Annotated in this window: 20 protein-coding genes; 12 read left to right on the top strand and 8 right to left on the bottom strand. The window is 52.7% G+C overall.

The annotated features are described in order from the left end of the window. Positions 1 to 70 precede the first annotated feature (70 nt). The 3 genes from ubiD to MHN33_RS21290 all read left to right on the top strand — a co-directional run bounded on the left by ubiD (position 71) and on the right by MHN33_RS21290 (position 2,939). Positions 71 to 1,543: a 4-hydroxy-3-polyprenylbenzoate decarboxylase gene (gene ubiD, locus MHN33_RS21300; RefSeq protein WP_239401175.1), complete on the top strand. Its 1,473-nt coding sequence runs from the start codon at positions 71 to 73 to the stop codon at positions 1,541 to 1,543. A 143-nt stretch (positions 1,544 to 1,686) separates the two neighbouring features. After that, complete coding sequence (gene fre / locus MHN33_RS21295) at positions 1,687 to 2,400, top strand: NAD(P)H-flavin reductase (RefSeq protein WP_239401173.1); 714 nt, start codon at positions 1,687 to 1,689, stop codon at positions 2,398 to 2,400. Positions 2,401 to 2,528: 128 nt separating this feature from the next. Continuing rightward, positions 2,529 to 2,939 carry a CBS domain-containing protein gene (locus MHN33_RS21290; RefSeq protein WP_239401171.1) on the top strand — a complete coding sequence of 137 codons (411 nt, stop codon included), beginning with the start codon at positions 2,529 to 2,531 and terminating at the stop codon, positions 2,937 to 2,939. An 18-nt stretch (positions 2,940 to 2,957) separates the two neighbouring features. Here the strand turns inward: MHN33_RS21290 and add are convergent, their stop codons facing one another. The 7 genes from add to cyaY all read right to left on the bottom strand — a co-directional run bounded on the left by add (position 2,958) and on the right by cyaY (position 9,853). Next, a complete protein-coding gene (add, locus tag MHN33_RS21285) occupies positions 2,958 to 3,953 on the bottom strand; it encodes an adenosine deaminase (protein ID WP_239401169.1) in 996 nt (331 codons plus the stop codon). 180 nt (positions 3,954 to 4,133) lie between these two features. After that, on the bottom strand, positions 4,134 to 5,237 hold the full coding sequence (locus tag MHN33_RS21280; protein WP_239401167.1) for a heme biosynthesis HemY N-terminal domain-containing protein: 1,104 nt from the start codon (positions 5,235 to 5,237) through the stop codon (positions 4,134 to 4,136). Beyond that, a complete protein-coding gene (locus MHN33_RS21275; RefSeq protein ID WP_239401165.1) occupies positions 5,234 to 7,036 on the bottom strand; it encodes a uroporphyrinogen-III C-methyltransferase in 1,803 nt (600 codons plus the stop codon). Before MHN33_RS21275 ends, MHN33_RS21280 begins: the two co-directional genes overlap by 4 nt. A gap of 1 nt (position 7,037) precedes the next feature. After that, the gene (hemC, locus tag MHN33_RS21270) at positions 7,038 to 7,976 is read right to left on the bottom strand and encodes a hydroxymethylbilane synthase (protein WP_239401163.1); all 939 of its coding nucleotides are present in this window, start codon (positions 7,974 to 7,976) and stop codon (positions 7,038 to 7,040) included. 19 nt (positions 7,977 to 7,995) lie between these two features. Further along, on the bottom strand, positions 7,996 to 8,862 hold the full coding sequence (locus tag MHN33_RS21265; protein WP_239401161.1) for a DUF2914 domain-containing protein: 867 nt from the start codon (positions 8,860 to 8,862) through the stop codon (positions 7,996 to 7,998). A 17-nt stretch (positions 8,863 to 8,879) separates the two neighbouring features. Further along, positions 8,880 to 9,533 (bottom strand): alpha/beta fold hydrolase, encoded by a 654-nt coding sequence (locus tag MHN33_RS21260; RefSeq protein WP_239401189.1) that lies wholly within the window; start codon positions 9,531 to 9,533, stop codon positions 8,880 to 8,882. Then, entirely contained in the window at positions 9,533 to 9,853 is a 321-nt protein-coding gene (cyaY, locus tag MHN33_RS21255) for an iron donor protein CyaY (RefSeq protein ID WP_010387071.1), read from the bottom strand. The genes MHN33_RS21260 and cyaY overlap by 1 nt, the downstream gene beginning before the upstream one ends. 127 nt (positions 9,854 to 9,980) lie before the next feature. Between cyaY and MHN33_RS21250 the strand changes: the two genes are divergently transcribed. From MHN33_RS21250 to MHN33_RS21220, 7 genes are all read left to right on the top strand, one after another. Then, a complete protein-coding gene (locus tag MHN33_RS21250; RefSeq protein ID WP_239401159.1) occupies positions 9,981 to 10,178 on the top strand; it encodes a lipoprotein in 198 nt (65 codons plus the stop codon). After that, positions 10,179 to 11,432, top strand: coding sequence for a diaminopimelate decarboxylase (gene lysA / locus MHN33_RS21245; protein ID WP_239401157.1), 1,254 nt, complete (start codon positions 10,179 to 10,181; stop codon positions 11,430 to 11,432). Between the two features lie 87 nt (positions 11,433 to 11,519). Continuing rightward, on the top strand, positions 11,520 to 12,350 hold the full coding sequence (gene dapF, locus MHN33_RS21240; RefSeq protein WP_130244944.1) for a diaminopimelate epimerase: 831 nt from the start codon (positions 11,520 to 11,522) through the stop codon (positions 12,348 to 12,350). Beyond that, positions 12,347 to 12,991 (top strand): DUF484 family protein, encoded by a 645-nt coding sequence (locus MHN33_RS21235; protein WP_239401155.1) that lies wholly within the window; start codon positions 12,347 to 12,349, stop codon positions 12,989 to 12,991. Before dapF ends, MHN33_RS21235 begins: the two co-directional genes overlap by 4 nt. After that, the gene (gene xerC, locus MHN33_RS21230; protein ID WP_239401153.1) at positions 12,988 to 13,932 is read left to right on the top strand and encodes a tyrosine recombinase XerC; all 945 of its coding nucleotides are present in this window, start codon (positions 12,988 to 12,990) and stop codon (positions 13,930 to 13,932) included. The genes MHN33_RS21235 and xerC overlap by 4 nt, the downstream gene beginning before the upstream one ends. 59 nt (positions 13,933 to 13,991) lie before the next feature. Then, a complete protein-coding gene (locus MHN33_RS21225; protein WP_239401151.1) occupies positions 13,992 to 14,696 on the top strand; it encodes an HAD-IA family hydrolase in 705 nt (234 codons plus the stop codon). A 116-nt stretch (positions 14,697 to 14,812) separates the two neighbouring features. Continuing rightward, the gene (locus tag MHN33_RS21220; RefSeq protein WP_239401149.1) at positions 14,813 to 16,312 is read left to right on the top strand and encodes a peptide MFS transporter; all 1,500 of its coding nucleotides are present in this window, start codon (positions 14,813 to 14,815) and stop codon (positions 16,310 to 16,312) included. Positions 16,313 to 16,377: 65 nt separating this feature from the next. On the opposite strand, the gene MHN33_RS21215 is transcribed toward MHN33_RS21220, so the two are convergent. Beyond that, entirely contained in the window at positions 16,378 to 17,673 is a 1,296-nt protein-coding gene (locus MHN33_RS21215) for a hypothetical protein (RefSeq protein WP_239401147.1), read from the bottom strand. 78 nt (positions 17,674 to 17,751) lie between these two features. On the opposite strand from MHN33_RS21215, the gene MHN33_RS21210 reads away from it, so the two are divergent. Together MHN33_RS21210 and MHN33_RS21205 are read left to right on the top strand one after the other, a co-directional pair. Beyond that, positions 17,752 to 18,627, top strand: coding sequence for an SDR family oxidoreductase (locus MHN33_RS21210; protein WP_239401145.1), 876 nt, complete (start codon positions 17,752 to 17,754; stop codon positions 18,625 to 18,627). Between the two features lie 18 nt (positions 18,628 to 18,645). Then, a complete protein-coding gene (locus tag MHN33_RS21205; RefSeq protein WP_239401143.1) occupies positions 18,646 to 19,776 on the top strand; it encodes a retropepsin-like aspartic protease in 1,131 nt (376 codons plus the stop codon). Positions 19,777 to 19,789: the final 13 nt, after the last annotated feature.

Raw genomic sequence — 19,789 nt, 5'->3', positions numbered from 1 at the left:
GTAAATACCTGTTCTACCTCTGGCGACTTGTTATACTATCGCCATCAACTCTGAGCAGCCCAAGATAGTGATGAAATATAAAGATTTGAGAGAATTTATTGCCCTGCTGGAAAAACAGGGTGAACTGGTGCGGGTCAGCCAGCCAATTTCCACCAAACTGGAAATGACAGAAATTGCCGACCGTACATTACGCGCCGGTGGACCTGCCATCCTGTTTGAGAACCCTGTTGGCTTTGATATGCCGGTGCTGGCCAACTTGTTTGGCACCCCCAAGCGGGTCGCTATGGGTATGGGCCAGGAAGATGTCAGCGAATTGCGAGAAGTCGGAAAGCTACTGGCATTTCTGAAAGAGCCTGAACCGCCTAAGGGTATAAAAGACGCACTCGGCCAGATCCCGGTATTTAAACAAGTGCTTAATATGCCGACTAAAGAACTTAAAAAAGCGCCCTGTCAGCAAATCATAATAAGTGGAGATGATGTAGACCTCACCCGCCTGCCCATTCAGCACTGCTGGCCAGGCGATGCCGCGCCACTCATCACCTGGGGCTTAACGGTCACCCGGGGACCCCATAAGAAGCGTCAGAACCTGGGCATTTACCGTCAGCAGTTACTCGGCAAAAATAAGATCATCATGCGCTGGTTATCCCATCGCGGTGGCGCACTGGATTTTCAGGAGTGGTGTCAGCAAAACCCCGGCGAACCGTATCCTGTTTCGGTTGCGTTGGGTGCCGATCCAGCGACGATTCTGGGTGCTGTGACACCGGTGCCTGACACGCTGAGCGAGTATGCCTTTGCCGGTCTGCTACGCGGCAGCAAAACCGAGGTGGTCAAGTCCATTTCCAATGACCTGCAGGTACCGGCCACTGCAGAAATCATTCTGGAAGGCTACATTCAGCCCGGGGAAACTGCGCCGGAAGGCCCTTATGGCGATCATACCGGCTACTATAATGAGGTTGATGATTTCCCGGTGATGACAGTGACCCATATCACGCACCGTGAGGATCCCATTTATCACAGTACCTACACCGGGCGACCACCCGATGAACCGGCCATTCTCGGTGTTGCACTGAATGAAGTCTTCGTGCCGATTTTGCAAAAACAGTTTCCGGAAATTGTCGACTTTTACCTGCCACCAGAAGGCTGCTCTTACCGCATGGCAGTGGTGACGATGAAGAAACAATATCCGGGTCACGCCAAGCGTGTGATGCTGGGCGTGTGGTCCTTCCTGCGTCAGTTCATGTATACCAAGTTTGTGATTGTCTGCGATGATGACGTCAATGCCAGAGACTGGAACGATGTGATCTGGGCGATTACCACGCGGATGGATCCCGCCAGAGATACCACAATGATAGAGAATACGCCGATTGATTACCTCGACTTTGCGTCGCCGGTATCGGGCCTTGGCTCAAAAATGGGGATGGATGCCACTAACAAGTGGCCAGGTGAAACTGATCGGGAGTGGGGTGAACCGATTGTCATGGATGAGGCAACCAAGCAACGCGTAGATGACATCTGGGACAGCCTCAAAATCATTAAGTCATAGTCAATTGGACAGACTTTTTTCTGGCTTGCACTATGAGCAATACGGGAATCTGTCTGTCTTGGTGTGAAAGCGGTTACAGGGTAATCATGAGTGTGCTACAGTGCACACACTTTCACCACCGTGCTTATTTTCTAAGGTAAAAAATGCAAGTACTCAAAGCCACAGTGGCCGAGATTTCGCCACTGACCGAATACGTATCTAAAGTTGTCTTAACACCGGAGCAGGATGCCGAATTTGCCGCTGGCCATTACCTGCAATTAGTACTGGGTGAAAAAGACAAACGCGCCTTCTCTATCGCCAGCAGCCCGTCAAAGAAAAATGCCCTGGAGCTGCACATTGGAGCCTCAGGCGCTGACTCTTACGCGATGCAGGCGCTGGATCATTTAAAAGCCGCACACACCAGTAACGTACAGGTTGATCTGGAGGTTGGCCTGGGCGTCTCACAGGTTCGTCCTGAGCAAGCCAGACCGCTGGTTTTGCTGGCGGGCGGCACCGGGTTTTCCTACGTCAAGTCCATGGCCGACCACCTCGCCGAAATTAACTACGACCAGCCCGTGTTGTTCTACTGGGGTGTTAAAGAAGAATCTGCCTTGTATGCCAAAGCGGAAATGGAAGCCTGGGCAAACAGCAGAGCCAACTTCCAGTTTATTCCAGTAGTAGAACATGCCTCTGAGACCTGGACAGGCCATACAGGTTATGTCCACCAGGCCGTGATGAAAGACATCGTCTCTTTGGAGCCCTATAGTGTTTACATGGCAGGTCGATTCGACATGATCGGCATCGTGCGTGACGACTTCATCAATCATGGCGCACAGCGCGAATTTATGTTCGCGGATGCGTTTGCATTTATTAAGTAATGCACCAGATGCGCGGTCACCCGATCGCGCACTCATCAAAAAAAGCAATCATTGTGATACAAATAATCTATTTTTAAAATACGCTTTGTTTATCCATACTGGGACTGTCACTTAACAGGAGAATCCACATGGCTAAACAATTTATCGCAGACATCATGTCTACCCAGTTTCCACTGATCACACCCGATACTGAAATCACCGACGCCATTGTACAGCTCGAAAAATTCGCCCTATTCGGTGCGCCGGTGCAGGATCATGAAGGCAAACTGGTGGGCTTTATTTCAGAACAACAATTGCTGGCACCGCTACTACAAAGTAGTTACTTCTGCGATGGTGCCACTCGGGTTGGCCAGTTGATGCGTAAAGAGGCTCTGACGGTCAGTAAAACCACCACAGTGGTCGACTTAGCCACACAGATGCAACAGGACAAACCAAAAATTTACCCGGTTATCGAACATGATAAGGTGGTCGCGGTAGTGACCCGCAGCCAGGTGCTTAACGCACTGAAAGAAAATTACTTAAGCTGCTCAGCACACTGAGCAGCTTAACACGCAGGGTTAGGCGTATTTTTGCAACAGCGCCTGCTTGTCTGAATCGCTTAAGAAGGCGATTTCAATTGCATTCTTTTGTGCCTGGCGGATATCCGACTCACTGAGACCCGCCAGTGGGGCGGCTTTTTCAAACTCATTGTCCAGCTCCACGCCTTGTACGGCCGGATCATCGGTATTGATTGTCGCCAGAATACCGTGGTCTAAGAATTGTTTAAGAGGATGTGTTTCTATACTCGCCACCGTGCTGGTTTGCAAATTGCTGGTCAGGCAAGACTCAATACCAATGCGATTGTCCCGCAGGTAATTCATCAATTCAGGATCTTCAATGGCTTTTACGCCATGACCGATACGCGTTGCGCCCAATTCGTTGATCGCCTGCCAGATGCTGCTGGCACCTTCTGCTTCTCCGGCATGGATCGTTGCCCCCAGATAGGCATCGCGTACTTGCTTAAAGTGGTCGATAAACAAGGCACCCGGAAAACCAATTTCATCTCCGGCCAAATCAACAGCCACTAAATCGTTTTTGAACGCTAACAGGGCATCCAGCTCATACTGGCATTTTTCAACACCAAAAGTGCGCGACATAATACCAATCAGGTTTACCTGGATATCCTGCCCGCGCGTCGCGGCTTTTATCCCGTCGACCACGGCTTCCACCACGCCCTGTGGATGCAGGTTATGGGTTTTGGCCATATAGTACGGGCTGAAACGCAATTCAGTGTAATCCATCTTCTGGGCAATAGCATCTTCGACATTTTCAACTGCAATACGGCGACAGGCATCATAATCCCCCAGCACCTTTACGCCCCAGTCCAGCTTAGCCAGAAAGGCCATCAGGTTTGGCGCATTATCTATAACCTGAACGTGTGGCCTTAGCCCTTCCACATCGTACGCAGGCAGCGGCATATTGAACTTCTGACCGAGGTCTAAAATGGTCTCAGCACGCACATTACCGTCTAAGTGGCGGTGTAAATCAAGTAAAGGTAGTTTGGTATTGATCATAAGGCACCCGGATTGCAGATAAAATTTTTCAGATCATACGCAGCTTAAGTGTAGTTTCAAGGACAAATATCCGCAAAGTGACAAATTAGCATCAGGCACTCTCAATGCGGGGTCAATTTGCAGGGAAAATTGGTACAAAAAACCGGTCTGGCAGACCGGTTTCTAATGTGTCTCTTGGGGCTACTGCGTGGCCAACAGGTAGGCTTTATCAAACTGCCCGCTTTTGGCGTAAGCCTGCTCAGCCTGCTGTTGCCACAATGCCTGCCAGGGGGATTTTGCCAGTGTATCGAAAATCTTGGCCGCCAGTTCATGCTCTCCTTCAGCATTGGCCAGGCACGCCAGACTGAATAATAACTCGGCCTGCTCCGGCTGCTTCTGCAGTGCCGCCTGGATCAGTTTGCGCAATTCAGGGTCGGAACTGCCGGCATATTGTAAGGCCTCGGCGAGCTGCTGATACTGACCTTTTTTCAGGTATTTTAATAAGTCTCCGCGCACCGCATCAAATTGACCCAGACGCAGCGCCTGTTGAGTCAGCGCCGGGGCTGCCAACGGTCGTAACGCTTTGGGCAGTGCATTAAACGTGGTCTGAGCCGAGTTGTCGTCAATGGCAAACAAAGCATGCAGGTACTGTTGCCAGCGCGATTCAGACCAGCCCAGCTGTTTGTGTCTTTGCTGGATCAGTGCCAGTGCCTGCTGCCCTTGCCTGGCCTGGAGCAAAGCTTCCAGATAACTGGCCACGACATTGTCCGAGACTTTTTTCTCGTCCATTTGTGCGCCAAGTAACAACAGTGCCTGTTCACCCTGATTCGCTTCCAGCCACAACTTAGCCACCTGACCTTGTGACTCTGGCGACATCGCCTGTAGCTGTGCCAGGGCCTGAGCTGGCTGTTGCTGCTGCAATGCAACCCGTGCAGCCATTGCACGCTGCTGATCCTGCCACTGGTCTGGTAAATCAGCGATACTCATGGCCTGCTGTAATTGTTCGTCATCGCCATTGATACATGCCCACAGCACAGCTTCAAAAGCCTGTTGCTGACGTTTGCTTTTACGGCCTTTCAACCAGCCACGACTGCGGGCAAATGCCCGCCAAACGGTTCCGGCCAGATTCAATAGCAAAGACCCCAGCAGCAGTGCAAAAATCAGCATGACACCAAGTGCAAACAGGGAGGTTTCTATGGTGTAGTTGTTCACCGCAACCAGTAAATAGCCTTTTTCATCGATCAGCAAGTGACCCGCCGCCAGCACACCCAGCAGCACCATGACTGAGATCAGTGTGCGTGTCATTGTAACCACTCCTTCACCGTCTGCGGGGTTTGCAGCTCAAGCACGCGTTGCGTTGTAAACTCTTGCTGCTGTAATACTTTCAGGCCGGTTTGCATTGCCGCCACCGCACTGTCCTGGGTACGGTAATAACGCGCTAAGGTTGCGCTTGCCCCTTCCAGGGCTGTGAAATAAACACTTTGCTGATGCTGCATCAGGGCCGTCTGCGCCTGACGCAAATAACTGCTCAACTGGGCCCGAATAAGCTGCTGCTCTTCACCGTCCAGTAGCGGATCGATGACAGGTTTATCATGCGAGCGCACCTTAATAAACTGATCCTGAATTTTGAGCCAGGAGCGCCAGGCATTGGCTTTCCAGTCACTCACCTGCTCGGTCAGTTCACTCTGCTCACTGTATTGCTGCGCCGGTTTGGTCATCACCTGTAACGGTAATTCGTCAGCCTGGCTAATATAGCCGTGCAAGTCCAGATACAGCGCTTCTTGCTGAGGTTTCGGCTGCGCATTGAGCAGGGCCAGATCGGCGGCAATGGCGGTTTGCACTGCCGTTGTATTACTTTGCGAGCGCACCAGATCATGCAAACGTGTAAGCGTCGCCCCCGCCGCTAGGTAGTGGCGTTGAATATTCGCCTGAAACTCAACGCTGCGGATCAGCGCGTTGATTTCGGCTTTCTGAGCACCGCCAAGCTGTTGTTTAGCAGCCTGTAACGTGCTTTGCAGACGCTGTTCAAGCTCCTGAGTTTGTGCACTCAGTTGTTTTTCAACTTGTTGTTCGCGCTCGCTCACCTGCGTATTCAGCGCAGCCAGCGTTTGCTCGCTGGCACTCAGTGCCTGGCGCAATTGCTGATTGTCTCGGTTCAACTGAGCCACAGCCTGCTGGTACTGGGTCAGCTGCTGCTGTCCAAGATAATACACACCCGCAGCACCGGCGCCGGACGCCAACGCCACCAGCAGCGCCAGTACGGCAGTTTTACTGACTTTGTTGTCTGAAACGGCTGCGGGTTTGGCTGCCTTGCCCGAAGACTGAGGGCCTGAGTGACTTTGTTGTTGTTCTGTCATAGTTCCACCTTGGCGGGGCTGATTGTCCATAATGCAGGCCAGTAACGCATCGTTATCTGCCCCTGCACTGATGGCGATTTGTTTGTCCTCTATCGCGTATTGTTCGCGAAGGTATTCAGCACTGCGTTGACTGACCAGATAAAACCGGCGACTGCTCAGCCAGTTCAGTAATTCGCTCTGCTGGGTATTAAAAACGGCATCAATGGCCGCATTACTGGTGATCACTATACCGTCAATACCCTGCCTTTGCCAGTGGTCCAACCAGATATCAGAACCCGTCGCAGCCGGGATCCGCTCATACACCACACAATGCGATAGCAACGCGCCACGCTGTTTCAGCATTTGACTGATCAGGGTACGGCCACCACGCCCTTTGACCACCACAACCCGTTTGTCTTCAACCTGTTGCAGCTCGGTCAGCGCGAGTAACCCCTCTGAGTCATGTTGCTTTGGCACACGCGCACGGCGACCAAAACAGGCCTCGATGGCGGCTGCAGTCTGCTCGCCTACGGCGAAAAACTGACAATCGGGAGAAAAATCAGGCTGGTGCTGTGCCAGATAGTGCACGGCATCCTGAGAAATGAAGATCAGCTGCTCGGCATCCACAATGGGCGCCAGTTCGGCCTCGCTGACAGGCAGTTTTACCAGCTCCAGTACGGGGGTACAGTCACACTGGACTCCCTGCGCTTCAAGCTGCTGCGCCAGCAAGGTTCCTTTGCCGGCCGGGCGGGTGATGGCTAGTTTCACATTAGTTGTCCCGATAAACCTCTGCCAGAATTTGGTCCGCTCCTTGTGCCAGCAAAGTCTCAGCCAGGCGGATCCCCAATTGCTCAGCATCCGCGACCGGACCGCTTTGCTCACCGCGTAAGATCTGGCTGCCGTCAACCGCCCCCACCAGCCCGCGCAGTGTTAGCTGCTCGCCTGCAATTTCGGCAAAGGCACCAATGGGCACCTGACAGCCCCCTTCCAGACGGCGGTTCATGGCGCGCTCTGCCAGTACTCTCATCCGCGTTTCACTGTGCTCCAGCGGTGCCAGCCAGGCCTGAACCTGTGCATCATCACTGCGGCACTCAATCCCAACCGCGCCCTGGCCATTGGCCGGCAGAGAATCTTCAACGCTGACAAAGCTGGCAATGCGCTCAGCCATTTCCAGTCGGATCAGGCCTGCTGCGGCGAGAATAATGGCATCGAATTCACCGGCATCCAGTTTCGCCAGCCGGGTATTCACATTGCCACGTAAGTCTTTGATCACCAGATCCGGGCGCATTGCGCGGATCTGACACTGACGACGCAAGCTGGAGGTGCCCACCACGGCGCCCGCCGGCAGGTCAGCCAAGGCCTGATAATGGTTCGACACAAACGCATCGCGCGGATCTTCACGCTCACAAATAGTGTGCAGCTCCAGCCCTTCAGGGAAATCAACCGGCACATCTTTCATCGAGTGCACGGCGATATCCGCACGTCCTTCCAGCATAGCCTGCTCCAGCTCTTTTACGAACAAGCCTTTACCGCCAATTTTAGCCAGCGGCGTATCGAGGATTTTATCCCCCTTGGTCGACATAGGTACCAGCTCGACGGTCAGGTCGGCGTGAAACTTTTCCAGTTCGGCTTTTACAAATTCGGCCTGCCATAAGGCCAGCGCACTTTTTCTTGTTGCGATACGCAACACGTTATTTTTCGTCGTCATGCTTTACTCAGTCTGCTCACTATTGAGCGGTTGCAATAATTCTAAAGGTTTTTTGTGCCAACAGCTGATCGTCAGCAGTGATCACTTCAATGCGCCACTGGCCACTTTGGCTGGGCATTATGTTTTTGCTGGAATAGGTACGATGGCGGTAGGCACTAATGGCCAGGTCAATCTCTGCCATCAGCTGATCCTGATGAAACCACAAATGGCGTATGGTTTGCCCCTGCAAACCACGTACTTCAGTAAAGAAATACAACTTGTCCGCAAAGGCCGATTGCTCAACGCTGTCCTTGAGTACATCCACCGGCTCACGGTTGACCACCTCAGAGGTCAGCACCGCGCGGCTAACGTGGTTGGTATCCACCTGCGCCGCCATGGCCACACTGGCCACCTGGGCATCGTCAGCAAAGCGCTTAGTCGGCTCGTCGCTGGCTTCCTCATCGGTCATTATATCCGCAATCTGCGGCTCAACATCGCCACTGCTTTGCTCATCGTCCAGCGCTGGATCAACCCGGGTGATAATCGGCTCGACAGCAGCGGTCACGGCCGCCTGAGTTGGTGGTACTTCAATTAAAGGCTCAGAGGCGAATTCACTGGCCGCGGATGCGCCGACACTAACAGGCACGGGGTCATTTTCAGGCCCGGATGTCTCATCACCAGGTTGCGGATCTGGTTGCACAGCCACCTGGTAGTCACTCAGTGCCGAGACAGGCTGCTCATCGGCACTGACCGAATTCACTATCCCATAAAACAGGGCGGCTAATCCACATGCCGCCACACTGCCAACCACACCAATGCGGCGCCAGTGATATTGGTAGGTGACGGGCCTGGCCGGGCCTTCGTTTGCTTTGGTTACCGCTGTTTTAATCACAATGCGTTGTGTCATGGGTGTTCACTCTGTTGTCACGTTAGCCTGGCCAGTAACCAGGTGCGGATTGCCTCCAGCTCTTCCTGACAAACCTGATGCTGCATCGGGTAATCCTGCCAGCTTACTTCATAGCCTTGTGCTTGTAAGGTTTCAAATGCCTGTCGCCCAGCTACCATTGGTACCACAGGATCCAGACTGCCATGTGCCATAAACACATTGAGATCGGTTTGCAGTGCTTCCCGGGCCAGTTTATCCGGGGCACACATATAGCAAGAGAGCGCCAGAACGCCGCCCAAACGCGCCTTAAAACGCGGTGCTACGTGCAGTGCCATCACGCCACCCTGCGAAAAACCAGCCAAAATAATACGCTCGGGTGGTATGCCCGCGGCCAGCTCAGCATCAATCAATGCCTCGACCAGCTTAGCAGAGTCTCTCACGCCGGCCTCGTCGGCTCTTTTATCCAGATCAAAAGATTTGATGTCATACCAGGAGCGCATCACCATGCCATTGTTCACGGTCACCGGCTGCTCTGGCGCATGCGGAAAAATAAACCGGACACCCAGCTCGGCGGGTAATCTTAACTCAGGCGCAATAGGCAAAAAACCGTCGCCAGAATCGCCAAGGCCATGCAGCCAAATCACACTTGCCCTGTGGGTTCCCTGGGCCGGGTATTCTACAAACGACAGCATCAGTCGTGCTGCCATTCAATGGTCTGGCCCGCCTGACGGGTTGCGGCGTCGCTCATGAACTGCCAGAACTCAGCGCCACTGCGGTTGTCAATCCACTGGGTATCGCGCAACTCAAAATGATGCCCGTTAAACTTAGTGGCCACCCACACCTGATGCAGCGGGGCTTGCTTATTAATCACAATTTTACTGCGATCCGGAAAAATGATTTCCAGGATCCCGGATGCCGATTCATAATCCAGGTCGACCTCACAGTCGTCAATTTGTTCCTCAATGGTTAACATTAATGCATCGGCTAACTCGTGATATTCATGATCTGTCATAGCTTGATCCTTACTGTGCAAACCCCGAAAGTCCGCCGCTTTGGCGCAATTTAATTTACTTTCTAAGCTGCTTTTTTTACCAATTCTGTTACTCTGCGATTATAAAGGCACTGACATCATTAATCTAATGAAAGCGACATACACTCAATTTAGCCTATTTACCCTGATCTTGACCAGCCTCCTGCTGTTAAGTGGATGCGGTCAGAGTGGGCCTCTATACTTACCCGAGCAACGCGCCCAACCGACCAACGCGCCCGAGCAGGCTCCTCAGCCTGCAAAGGATAGCGCATCGTCTGAGGATGCTGATACGAAACAGGAGTCATAGATGGATTTCTTTCACTATCAGGATAATCAACTCCACGCCGAGCAGGTAGCCATCCGTGATATCGCAAAAAACTATGGCACCCCCTGCTATGTGTATTCCCGCAAGACGCTGGAGCGCCACTATCATGCATTCACCGATGCCGCTCAGGGACACCCTCACCTGGTTTGTTATGCCGTCAAGGCCAACAGCAACCTGGCCGTATTGAATGTACTGGCCAGGCTGGGAGCAGGATTTGATATTGTCTCTCAGGGTGAGCTGGCACGGGTACTCAAAGCCGGCGGCGATCCGGCCAAGATCGTGTTTTCTGGCGTTGCCAAAACGGCACAGGAAATCGCTTTTGCGCTCAAAACAGGCATCAAGTGTTTTAATGTAGAATCTGCCGCTGAATTGCGTCGCATCAGTGAGGTTGCCAGTGAGCTTGCGCTGCTTGCGCCCATTTCTATTCGGGTTAATCCGGATATTGATGCCAAGACACACCCGTATATTTCCACCGGGCTGAAAGAGAACAAATTCGGCATTGATATTAAAGAAGCCTTTAATGTCTATCAGCTGGCGTGCGCTCTGCCCGGCATCGAGGTGGTGGGTATCGACTTTCATATTGGCTCACAGCTCACTGAAGTTGCGCCCTTTATTGCCGCGCTGGACAAAGTGCTGGCGCTGGTCAACACGCTTGAGTCAGCCGGCATTACATTAAAGCACCTGGATATTGGTGGCGGTCTGGGCGTGCCCTACGACAGCGAAAAACCACCCCACCCCAGTGCCTATGCCGCTGAGGTCAAGGCACGACTTGCCGAGTATCAGCATCTGGAGCTGATCTTTGAGCCAGGCCGCGCCATTGCAGCCAATGCCGGCATACTGGTTACCAAAGTTGAATACCTGAAGCCGACCAAAGACAAGCATTTTGCGATTGTCGACGCGGGCATGAACGACATGCTGCGCCCTTCGCTGTATCAGGCCTGGCAGCAGATCATTGCGGTTGCCCCAAGGCAGGACGATACGCCTTTACATACCTATGATGTTGTAGGGCCTGTTTGTGAGACCGGAGATTTTATCGGCAAAGACCGCCCGCTCGCGATTCAGCCCGGAGATTTGTTGGCACAACGCGGCGCCGGGGCCTATGGTTTTACCATGAGCTCAAATTACAACTCACGCCCGCGGATTGCGGAAATCATGGTCGATGGCGATACTTGCCACCTGATCCGCCAACGAGAAACGCTGGAATCGCTGTGGCAGGGCGAGCAAGTGCTTCCGTAATAGCGCACGGCGTGGCAAAGTAAGGGTATCACAATCATAAAATAGGTGCGGGCATACACAGCGCGACACCAAAATAGAAAAGGCTTTATGTTTGTAAATTTTTCAAAGATGCATGGTTTGGGCAATGACTTCGTGGTCGTGGATAACGTGACCCAGAATGTCTTTTTGTCGCGGGACCAGATCCGTAAACTGGCACACCGCAATTTTGGCATCGGATTCGACCAGCTACTGTTGGTTGAACCGCCCTATTCGCCCGACCTGGACTTTCATTATCGTATATTCAATGCCGACGGCACCGAAGTAGAACAATGTGGCAATGGCGCACGCTGCTTCGCCCGCTTTGTCCGCATGAAGGGCCTGACCAACAAACACAAAGTGAGCGTGTCCACGAAAGGCGGCAATATTACGCTGTTTACCGAAAAAGACGGCCAGGTCACCGTGAATATGGGCAAACCCGAATTTGCGCCCGCACAGGTGCCATTTAAGGCGAAACAGCAGGAACAAACTTATATTCTGCGTGCCGAAGAACATACGGTGTTTTGTGGTGTGGTCTCTATGGGGAATCCGCATTGCGTGATTGAGGTCGAAGACATTGAGCAGGCAGATGTGAACACGCTGGGACCGCTGCTGGAAACCCATGAGCGCTTTCCAAAACGTGCTAATATTGGCTTTATGCAGATCATTAACCGTGAACATATCAAACTGCGTGTCTGGGAGCGGGGCGCCGCAGAAACCCTGGCATGTGGCAGTGGCGCTTGCGCTGCCGCAGTCGTCGGCATAGCGCAGGATAAACTGGCCAGCACAGTGCGTGTTGACCTGCCCGGTGGCAGCATTCAGGTGCGCTGGAATGGCCCTGGCCAGAGCGTTAAGATGACTGGTCCTGCAGAGCACGTCTTTGACGGACAAATTGCATTATGAGCCACTCAGAAGGCCCACTGACACACCAGCAGGTGCAGGACTTTCTGCACCAGCATCCCGACTTTCTGCTTGCGCACCCGTATCTGTTGCTGGAGCTGAACCTGTACAACGATACCCAGGGCGCGCCTAACCTGGCACTGTTGCAGCAACGTACTTTGCGTGAACAAAATCAGCAGCTGCAAAAGCAAATTGCGCAGATGGTCGCGCACGCACAAGAAAATGAACAGATTTATCGTTTGTTCAGTGAGTGTCAGCGACGCCTGTGGCAATGTCAGGATGTGTCAGCCCTGACCGAGCTGTTGAGTCAGGAGTTAACCCAACTGCCTAACGTCAATCACTGCCAGCTGGTTAACCTCAGTGACGACAGTGAGCAAGCCCGTGCAGTGAATGCGCTCAGGCACAGCCGCTTAAAAGACAGCAATGGTTATCAGGGCCGCCTGAATCAGGCAGAGCGCACCGGCCTGGTTGAAGACGAACAATGTCAGTCGTTTGCATTATACACACTGGGCGACAAGGATAGCCCGCAAGCCGTGTTATTGTTTGCCAGTCATTGCGCCGATCATTTTGCCCCAGGTAACGGCTCTCTGTTCGTCAGTGAGCTGGTGTCTTCTTTGCAACTCAGATTGCAGCATCTGGCATGAGTAAACCGCACCTGGATGTTAATCCAAACGAACTCGGTTCGGGCTGGCTGGAGCCGATTGCCGACTTTGCCAATTACCTGAAGTTTGAACGTCAGTACTCAGCCCATACCCTGGGACAATACCAGCGCCAGTTATTGCAAGCTGCGGCTTTTTTTGCCCCCCACTGTGAGCACTGGCTGGCAGTCAGCAGTGAGCTGGTCAGACGCTACTCAATGCAGCTGCGCACCCGCCAATACAACCCGCGCAGTATCAATCTAAAACTCAGCTGTGTGCGCAGCTTATACAAGTTTTTGCAACACAAACACGCCACAGATCAAGACGCCTACAACCCGGCCCAGGGGCTGCGCGGACCAAAATTTCAAAAGCCACTGCCAAAAAGCCTGGATGTGGACCAGATGGCGCAACTGCTGGACATTGCAGATGACGATGCGCTCGCAGTGCGCGACAAGGCCATGATGGAGCTGATGTATTCCAGCGGACTGCGGATCAGTGAGCTGGTCAATGCCAACCTGCACGATATCCGCGATGGTGAAATACGGGTGCTGGGTAAGGGCAACAAAGAGCGGGTTGTGCCTGTGGGCGGCAAGGCCCTGGAGGCCATTGCACAGTGGCTCAAGTATCGCCCTGTATTTGCCCCTGCTGATGAGCCGGCACTGTTTGTCAGCAAACGCCAAACCCGTATTTCGGCGCGCCACGTGCGTGCCAGAATGCAGGAGTGGGGGATCCGTCAGGGCATTACCGGTACCATTCACCCCCACAAGCTGCGTCACTCCTTTGCCACCCACTTACTCGAATCCAGTGGCGATCTGCGGGCAATACAGGAAATGCTGGGCCACACCAGCCTGTCGGCAACTCAGGTCTATACACATGTCGACTTTGGTCATCTTGCCAAGGTGTATGACAACGCCCATCCCAGAGCCCGCAAACAACGTAAAGGCTAAGTAGGCCTGAAGCGTTTCTTTAGGTACACTCTGGCAGACTTAAACAACTGAGAGGTGTTATGCGATTTAACCGTGCTATTGATGAGATCCAGGTACTGAGCTTCGACCTGGACGATACTTTGTATAACAACCACCCCGTGATCGCCGCTGCTGTGCAGGCAATGAACGACTATGTCAATGCACTAGCGCCCTGGCGTGCGCAGGGTCCACAATTTTGGCTCGAATGCCGCCAGCACGTCGCCACCGGGCAGCCAGCACTCAGCAATGACGTTACCCGCTGGCGTCAGGCGGCACTGCGCTATGGCTTAAAGCAAGCCGGGTTTAGTGATGCAGACGTTGAACACCACGCCGATGCTGCCTATCAGGCGTTCGCAACCGCGCGCAGTCAAATTGAGGTCAGCGCGTCGGTATTGGATCTGCTGGCGCGTCTGAGCAAACGTTTCCGGCTGATTGCAATTACCAATGGCAACGTTGAAGTAGAGCGCTTTAATCTGGCCGGTCAGTTCGAACAGGTGTTTATGGCAGGCCGGGATGGCCGTGCCAAACCCCATGCCGATCTGTTTGAAGCCGCCTGTCACTACTGCGCTGTGGCGCCGCACCAGTTGCTGCACATAGGTGACAGCCTGGATACGGATGTGCAGGGCGCCAATCTGGCAGGATGTCGTAGTGTGTGGCTTAACAATCAAGACGCTGCCTACCGTTATCAGGGCCTCGCCGACATTGAAATTGATGATATTCAAGCCCTGTCGGCATTGACCACATAGCCGCAATACAGGCGCACTCCCCTCAGCCGAAGGCCAACTCACTTCGGTTGCAAACTTTTAACAAATCACGTACTAATAAGACTTTCGTATAATAAAACAACAATCGGAAGTCTATTATGTCATCTCAGGACACTCATCTTGATACAGGGTTTTTTGGCCACCCCCGAGGTCTGTCGACGCTCTTTTTCACCGAAATGTGGGAGCGTATGAGCTACTACGGTATGCGCGCTCTGCTGGTGCTTTTTATGACCGCCTCATTGCAAGAAGAAGGTCTGGAGTTCACCGTTGCGGCGGCGGCGGCCATCTATGGCTTATACACAGGCGCAGTGTACTTTCTGGGTTTGCCCGGTGGCTGGATAGCCGATCGCCTGCTCGGTGGTCAGCGTACCGTCTGGTACGGCGGGATCATTATCATGTGTGGCCATATCGTGTTGGCCATCCCTGCCCATGAAACCTTTTTTATTGGCCTGATCCTGGTGGCTGCGGGCACCGGCCTGCTGAAACCCAATATCAGTGCCATGGTGGGCCAGCTTTATCGTGATGAAGACGAACGGCGCGATGGCGGTTATGCCCTTTACTACATGGGGATCAATCTGGGGTCAGTGCTCGGCTACACCATTTGTGGCTACTTTATGGAAAACCTGGGCTGGCACTGGGCGTTTGGTGCTGCCGCCGTGGGCATGGGCGTTGGCCTGATCCAGTATCGCAAAACCCTGGGAAATATTGCCCATGTCGGTGACCAGCCCAGCAACCCGCTTTGCGCTGAAAAGGCGCGCAAGGCCTGGTCGGTCATCAGTACGGTGGTTGCCATCGTCGCTGGCGTCGTTGCACTGACCTACAGTGGCCTGATCATCATTAACCCGGTTGTCGTGGCTCAATATGTGGCAGTGGCATTTACGCTTATCTTCTTTGCCTATTACGGGTTCATTTACTTTGCCGGCGAGCTGGAGCATGATGAGAAACGCAAGATGTGGGCACTCTTTTTGGTCTGTGTGGCCTCAGCCTGTTTCTGGTCCGGGTTTGAGCAGGCCGGATCGTCACTGAACCTGTTTGCCCGCGATTATACCGACCGGCTGATTGGCGACTTTAGTATTCCCACCGCCTGGTTTCAGTCTACTAATTCCTTTTTCATCATCATACTGTCGCCCTTCTTCGCTGCCCTTTGGATCAACCTGGCAAAGCGCATGATCTCCCCATCATACACGGTGAAATGTGCCATTGGCCTGGTGATCATGGCCAGCGGCTTTATTGTCATGTTCTTTGCCGCGCAATATGCTGCACAAGGTCTAAAGGTTGCGCCCATGTGGCTGGTAACCACTTACTTCCTGCATACGGTTGGTGAATTGTGCCTGAGTCCGGTGGCACTGAGTGCTGTCAGCAAACTGTCGCCAAAACGCTTTGCCGGGCAGATGATGGGCGTCTTTGTATTAACTTACTCAATCGGGAACATTATCTCGGGCCTGCTGGCTGGTAACTTTGACCCCAACAACGTGGAACAGATGCCTAACCTGTATCTTCAAATCAGCCTGTTCTGTATTGGCGTGGGGATCCTGGTTGGCCTGTTTGGTTTACGTGCCAAAGTCTGGGAAGGTCAGAGTCAGCAACAAGCGGTGTAGTAGGTGTAGTAGGTGTAGTAGGTGTAGTATATAAGGGCCGGTGCAAACCGGTCCCCTCCTAACGTTTAACGTTTATACATGACGCTTCCAGCAACAACCTTATCGTGTTCCACAAAAAAATGTCCAAACCAGGCATCATTCTTGACTGTAACAACACCCTCTTCAAGCGTCTCCAGCGCCTCCCCCAAACTTGCTGCGTGCGCGTTATAGCGCAATTTTCCCAATGACCAGGGGCTTAAACCAAATAAGGTCTTGGCCTGCCAAACCCGTGCAGTTCGAACATTGATGGGTTCCAGCAGCTCTAGCTGTTTGATCTGCCCAAAATAGTTCATCGTCATGATTTGACTGCAACCCGTCATATAGATGCGAAAGCCTTGCTGTGAAACAATATTGACCAGCTCAGCTTGATGCCTCTGTATATACTGCTCTACGGAACCATTTTCATAACAGTGTGTGTTGGACCATTCAAGAGGTAGTGCTGGTAACCGGCCAACTTGCAATGCTTCAAGCCGAATGCCCATTTCGTCATCAGATAGTTTGACGCGAGAAGTCGTGACCAATGGGAAGCTCTCTTCAAGCTGCGCCAATTGATGTTCGTTCAGGAACGCTTTGTGAGGTGATTGGACAGTCCCCCCTGACACGTCAATTGCGAAATCCAGAGGGTGCATTTCTATGAGGTTGTGTACAGCGGTAGGAAACAGAAATTTCGCATATTGATAACCAATCAACTTATCCTGTTCGAAGAAAAGTACATGATTACGACCAATTGCAGCCATACGCAGATCTGCTGCAAGCTGCCAGGTCAGACTAAAACGCCCTACTCGTTGCTCGACTTCCGTATAGCTAGTACCCAAATCAAAACCAAACACACGATTAACTGAAATATGCGTTTCAGGCACCGTGACTGTCTTTGGAGCGTTCAACACTTGCAATGACATTTGGTAATCTATACCGTCAGACTTCTGAGCTAAGAATCGGTCATTTAATGTGCTCGCTGACGAAATTAAGTGATGACTGCGGCACTCAACCACCGGCTCAACTGTCAACGCTCCCTGAATAACAGCTTTATTCATACGAGATGCCGCCACTGGATGGCTCGTAAAATACAACGAGTCAACCTGAACCCCGTTAGGAAACTTACCAGGCTGACTCAGTAGCTGCTCATACAGCATTTCCTTAACTATTTGCGTGACTTCATTGTCTTCCTGGGTATAACGTTGGGTATACTCAGCACGAAAGGTAACCGGTTGCTCTGTGTCATCCAATGTACAATCGCTCCCTATGGAGTAGATAGTCTGAGCTGAGATTGCACCTGCAGGAAAGAGAAACATGACTGGTACGAAAAACTTGTGTAACTTCATAGTACTTCCTTCTACGTTGTTATAATAGTTCCAAATTCAAATAGAGCATAATTTGTTCAGACAATCAATGGAGTTGCTATGCAAACCATCGCCATTACCGGCGCCACCGGATTACTGGGCCGCGCGCTTGTTAAAATACTTGAGACCCGGTACAACATTATTGGCACTGGATTTCGTCGCGCCACCCCTCCGCTGGTTTCCCTCGATTTATCAGATCAGCGTGCCGTGCATACCTTCCTCGATGAATATGCACCAGATGTGCTGATCCACGCAGCCGCAGAGCGAAAACCAGATGTCTGTGAAACGGACCATGCTCAGACACTGGCGCTCAATGTCGCAGCCAGTGAGCACCTGGCCACACAATGTCGTCAACGTGGGATCCGGTTGTTTTTTATCAGCACCGACTACGTCTTTGACGGCACTGAGCCACCGTATCGAGAGCAGGCTAAGACCAACCCACTCAATTTTTACGGTCAGAGTAAACAACGGGCTGAGCAGGCAGTACTGTCTATCGACCCGGCCCATTGCGTGATCCGCGTACCCGTGTTGTACGGTGAAGTCGAATATCTGGCCGAGTCTGCTGTAACGGTGATCGCCGAGCAGCTAAAAGCATCTGTTTCGGGTAGCCACGATGACTGGGCAGTGCGTTACCCCACCCATGTTGAAGACATCGCACTCACACTGGCAGACTTAGTGGCACTCCCGGCAAAAGAGTTGCGTGGCATTTATCACGTATCGGATACTCAGGCGATGACCAAATATCAGATGGCACGCACTATGGCCCCCCTACTGGGTATCGATGCAGAGCAGCTTATTGCGGTGCCTGAGCCGACGCAAAGTGCGGCACGGCCATACAACTGCGCACTTCAGGACACCCGCCTGCACGCACTGGGTATCGCCCACCATCGGGATTTTGCCTCCGCGATAGCGGCCGTATTGAGCCGGCACCTGTAGGAGCAACCGGCTATGCAGATGAAATCGATACTTTTAGGACTCTCTTTGGTGTGCAACGCCTGGCTGGGCTGGCAGTTGTATCATCTGTCATCTGCATCACTTCCCGACGGTCCACAATCGGTTCCTGCCGCACCGCAGGCCAGTGCTGCACAGTTTAAAAAGAGCAGTACGCCAGCCTCGGTTACCCGGGCGCAGCAGGCATTTGAGCAGGCCCATTATGAACAGGCCCTGGCCAGTTTGCTGCAAGCGCGACAAACCCATCCGGACATCACAAAGCGCTATGCGCAGCAATGGTGGCAATGGATAGACACCCAACTCATGCAGGCAAGCCAAGCTCAGTTATTCGCCCAGCTGGCTCTGGTGCAGGGCTACCTCAGAGCCGAACCCCAGGCAGTGACAGCGCAACGGATAGAAATCCTTATATATCAATCTCTTGATCAACCAGACGAAGCACTTACCCGGCTCCTTATCGCATATCGGCACAACCCACATTATGCTCAGTGGCAAACGCTGGTTGATACCCTGCTGGTGCCGCGCCTGGACGAGCTGAGCCAGCAGCAACAGTGGCATGAGCTACTGACACTTGCTGCCCCCTGGTACGATGAAAAGCCACAAATGCTGCCCTTACTGACGCACCAGGTCGAGGCACATCTGGCATTATTGCAACCTGCCGAAGCCTTGTTTTTAATTGCCCAGGCGGCTCACACCCTGCGTCACCACCTAGAAACCGAAGCACTTTACCAGCGGGCGAAAGCGCTGCAACAAGGCGTAACACATGTCCCGCTGCGCCGCCTGGGTAGCCATTTTGTCCTCGAAGCCCGACTCGCGGGCACCACCATTGAATTGATGATCGACACCGGAGCCAGCGTGACGTCACTGACCCAGCAGCAATTCGCTGCATTAGAGCAAGCTGTTGACTATCTGGATACCCGCACGGTGTCTACGGCCAATGGTCTGGCAAGCGTCGAATTCTATCAAAGTGCGCAGATGCAAATTGGCGATCAGGTGCGCGGCCCGATGCAATTTGCGGTGATGAATGAGATGCGGGCAGGCCCCGGACTGCTGGGCATGAACTTCTTGCGCCATTTTGACTTTGATATTGACCAGCAAAATGCAGTACTGATTTTGCGTCCGCGCAGCCACAATTGATATACTGAGCTTT

Origin of the sequence: Pseudoalteromonas sp. OOF1S-7, from assembly GCF_022347765.1 — a bacterium.
In the GTDB taxonomy this organism is placed as follows: Bacteria; Pseudomonadota; Gammaproteobacteria; order Enterobacterales; family Alteromonadaceae; genus Pseudoalteromonas.
The sequence above is the reverse complement of the archived record's forward strand: the minus strand, read 5'-3'. Positions and strand labels throughout refer to the sequence as shown.

Excerpts from the sequence above, each read along its gene's own strand:
- ubiD (WP_239401175.1), top strand. The coding sequence starts at position 71 with ATGAAATATAAAGATTTGAGAGAATTTATTGCCCTGCTGGAAAAACAG.
- fre (WP_239401173.1), top strand. The coding sequence starts at position 1,687 with ATGCAAGTACTCAAAGCCACAGTGGCCGAGATTTCGCCACTGACCGAA.
- MHN33_RS21290 (WP_239401171.1), top strand. The coding sequence starts at position 2,529 with ATGGCTAAACAATTTATCGCAGACATCATGTCTACCCAGTTTCCACTG.
- add (WP_239401169.1), bottom strand. The coding sequence starts at position 3,953 with ATGATCAATACCAAACTACCTTTACTTGATTTACACCGCCACTTAGAC.
- MHN33_RS21280 (WP_239401167.1), bottom strand. The coding sequence starts at position 5,237 with ATGACACGCACACTGATCTCAGTCATGGTGCTGCTGGGTGTGCTGGCG.
- hemC (WP_239401163.1), bottom strand. The coding sequence starts at position 7,976 with ATGACGACGAAAAATAACGTGTTGCGTATCGCAACAAGAAAAAGTGCG.
- MHN33_RS21265 (WP_239401161.1), bottom strand. The coding sequence starts at position 8,862 with ATGACACAACGCATTGTGATTAAAACAGCGGTAACCAAAGCAAACGAA.
- MHN33_RS21260 (WP_239401189.1), bottom strand. The coding sequence starts at position 9,533 with ATGCTGTCGTTTGTAGAATACCCGGCCCAGGGAACCCACAGGGCAAGT.
- cyaY (WP_010387071.1), bottom strand. The coding sequence starts at position 9,853 with ATGACAGATCATGAATATCACGAGTTAGCCGATGCATTAATGTTAACC.
- MHN33_RS21250 (WP_239401159.1), top strand. The coding sequence starts at position 9,981 with ATGAAAGCGACATACACTCAATTTAGCCTATTTACCCTGATCTTGACC.
- lysA (WP_239401157.1), top strand. The coding sequence starts at position 10,179 with ATGGATTTCTTTCACTATCAGGATAATCAACTCCACGCCGAGCAGGTA.
- dapF (WP_130244944.1), top strand. The coding sequence starts at position 11,520 with ATGTTTGTAAATTTTTCAAAGATGCATGGTTTGGGCAATGACTTCGTG.
- MHN33_RS21235 (WP_239401155.1), top strand. The coding sequence starts at position 12,347 with ATGAGCCACTCAGAAGGCCCACTGACACACCAGCAGGTGCAGGACTTT.
- xerC (WP_239401153.1), top strand. The coding sequence starts at position 12,988 with ATGAGTAAACCGCACCTGGATGTTAATCCAAACGAACTCGGTTCGGGC.
- MHN33_RS21225 (WP_239401151.1), top strand. The coding sequence starts at position 13,992 with ATGCGATTTAACCGTGCTATTGATGAGATCCAGGTACTGAGCTTCGAC.
- MHN33_RS21220 (WP_239401149.1), top strand. The coding sequence starts at position 14,813 with ATGTCATCTCAGGACACTCATCTTGATACAGGGTTTTTTGGCCACCCC.
- MHN33_RS21215 (WP_239401147.1), bottom strand. The coding sequence starts at position 17,673 with ATGAAGTTACACAAGTTTTTCGTACCAGTCATGTTTCTCTTTCCTGCA.
- MHN33_RS21210 (WP_239401145.1), top strand. The coding sequence starts at position 17,752 with ATGCAAACCATCGCCATTACCGGCGCCACCGGATTACTGGGCCGCGCG.
- MHN33_RS21205 (WP_239401143.1), top strand. The coding sequence starts at position 18,646 with ATGAAATCGATACTTTTAGGACTCTCTTTGGTGTGCAACGCCTGGCTG.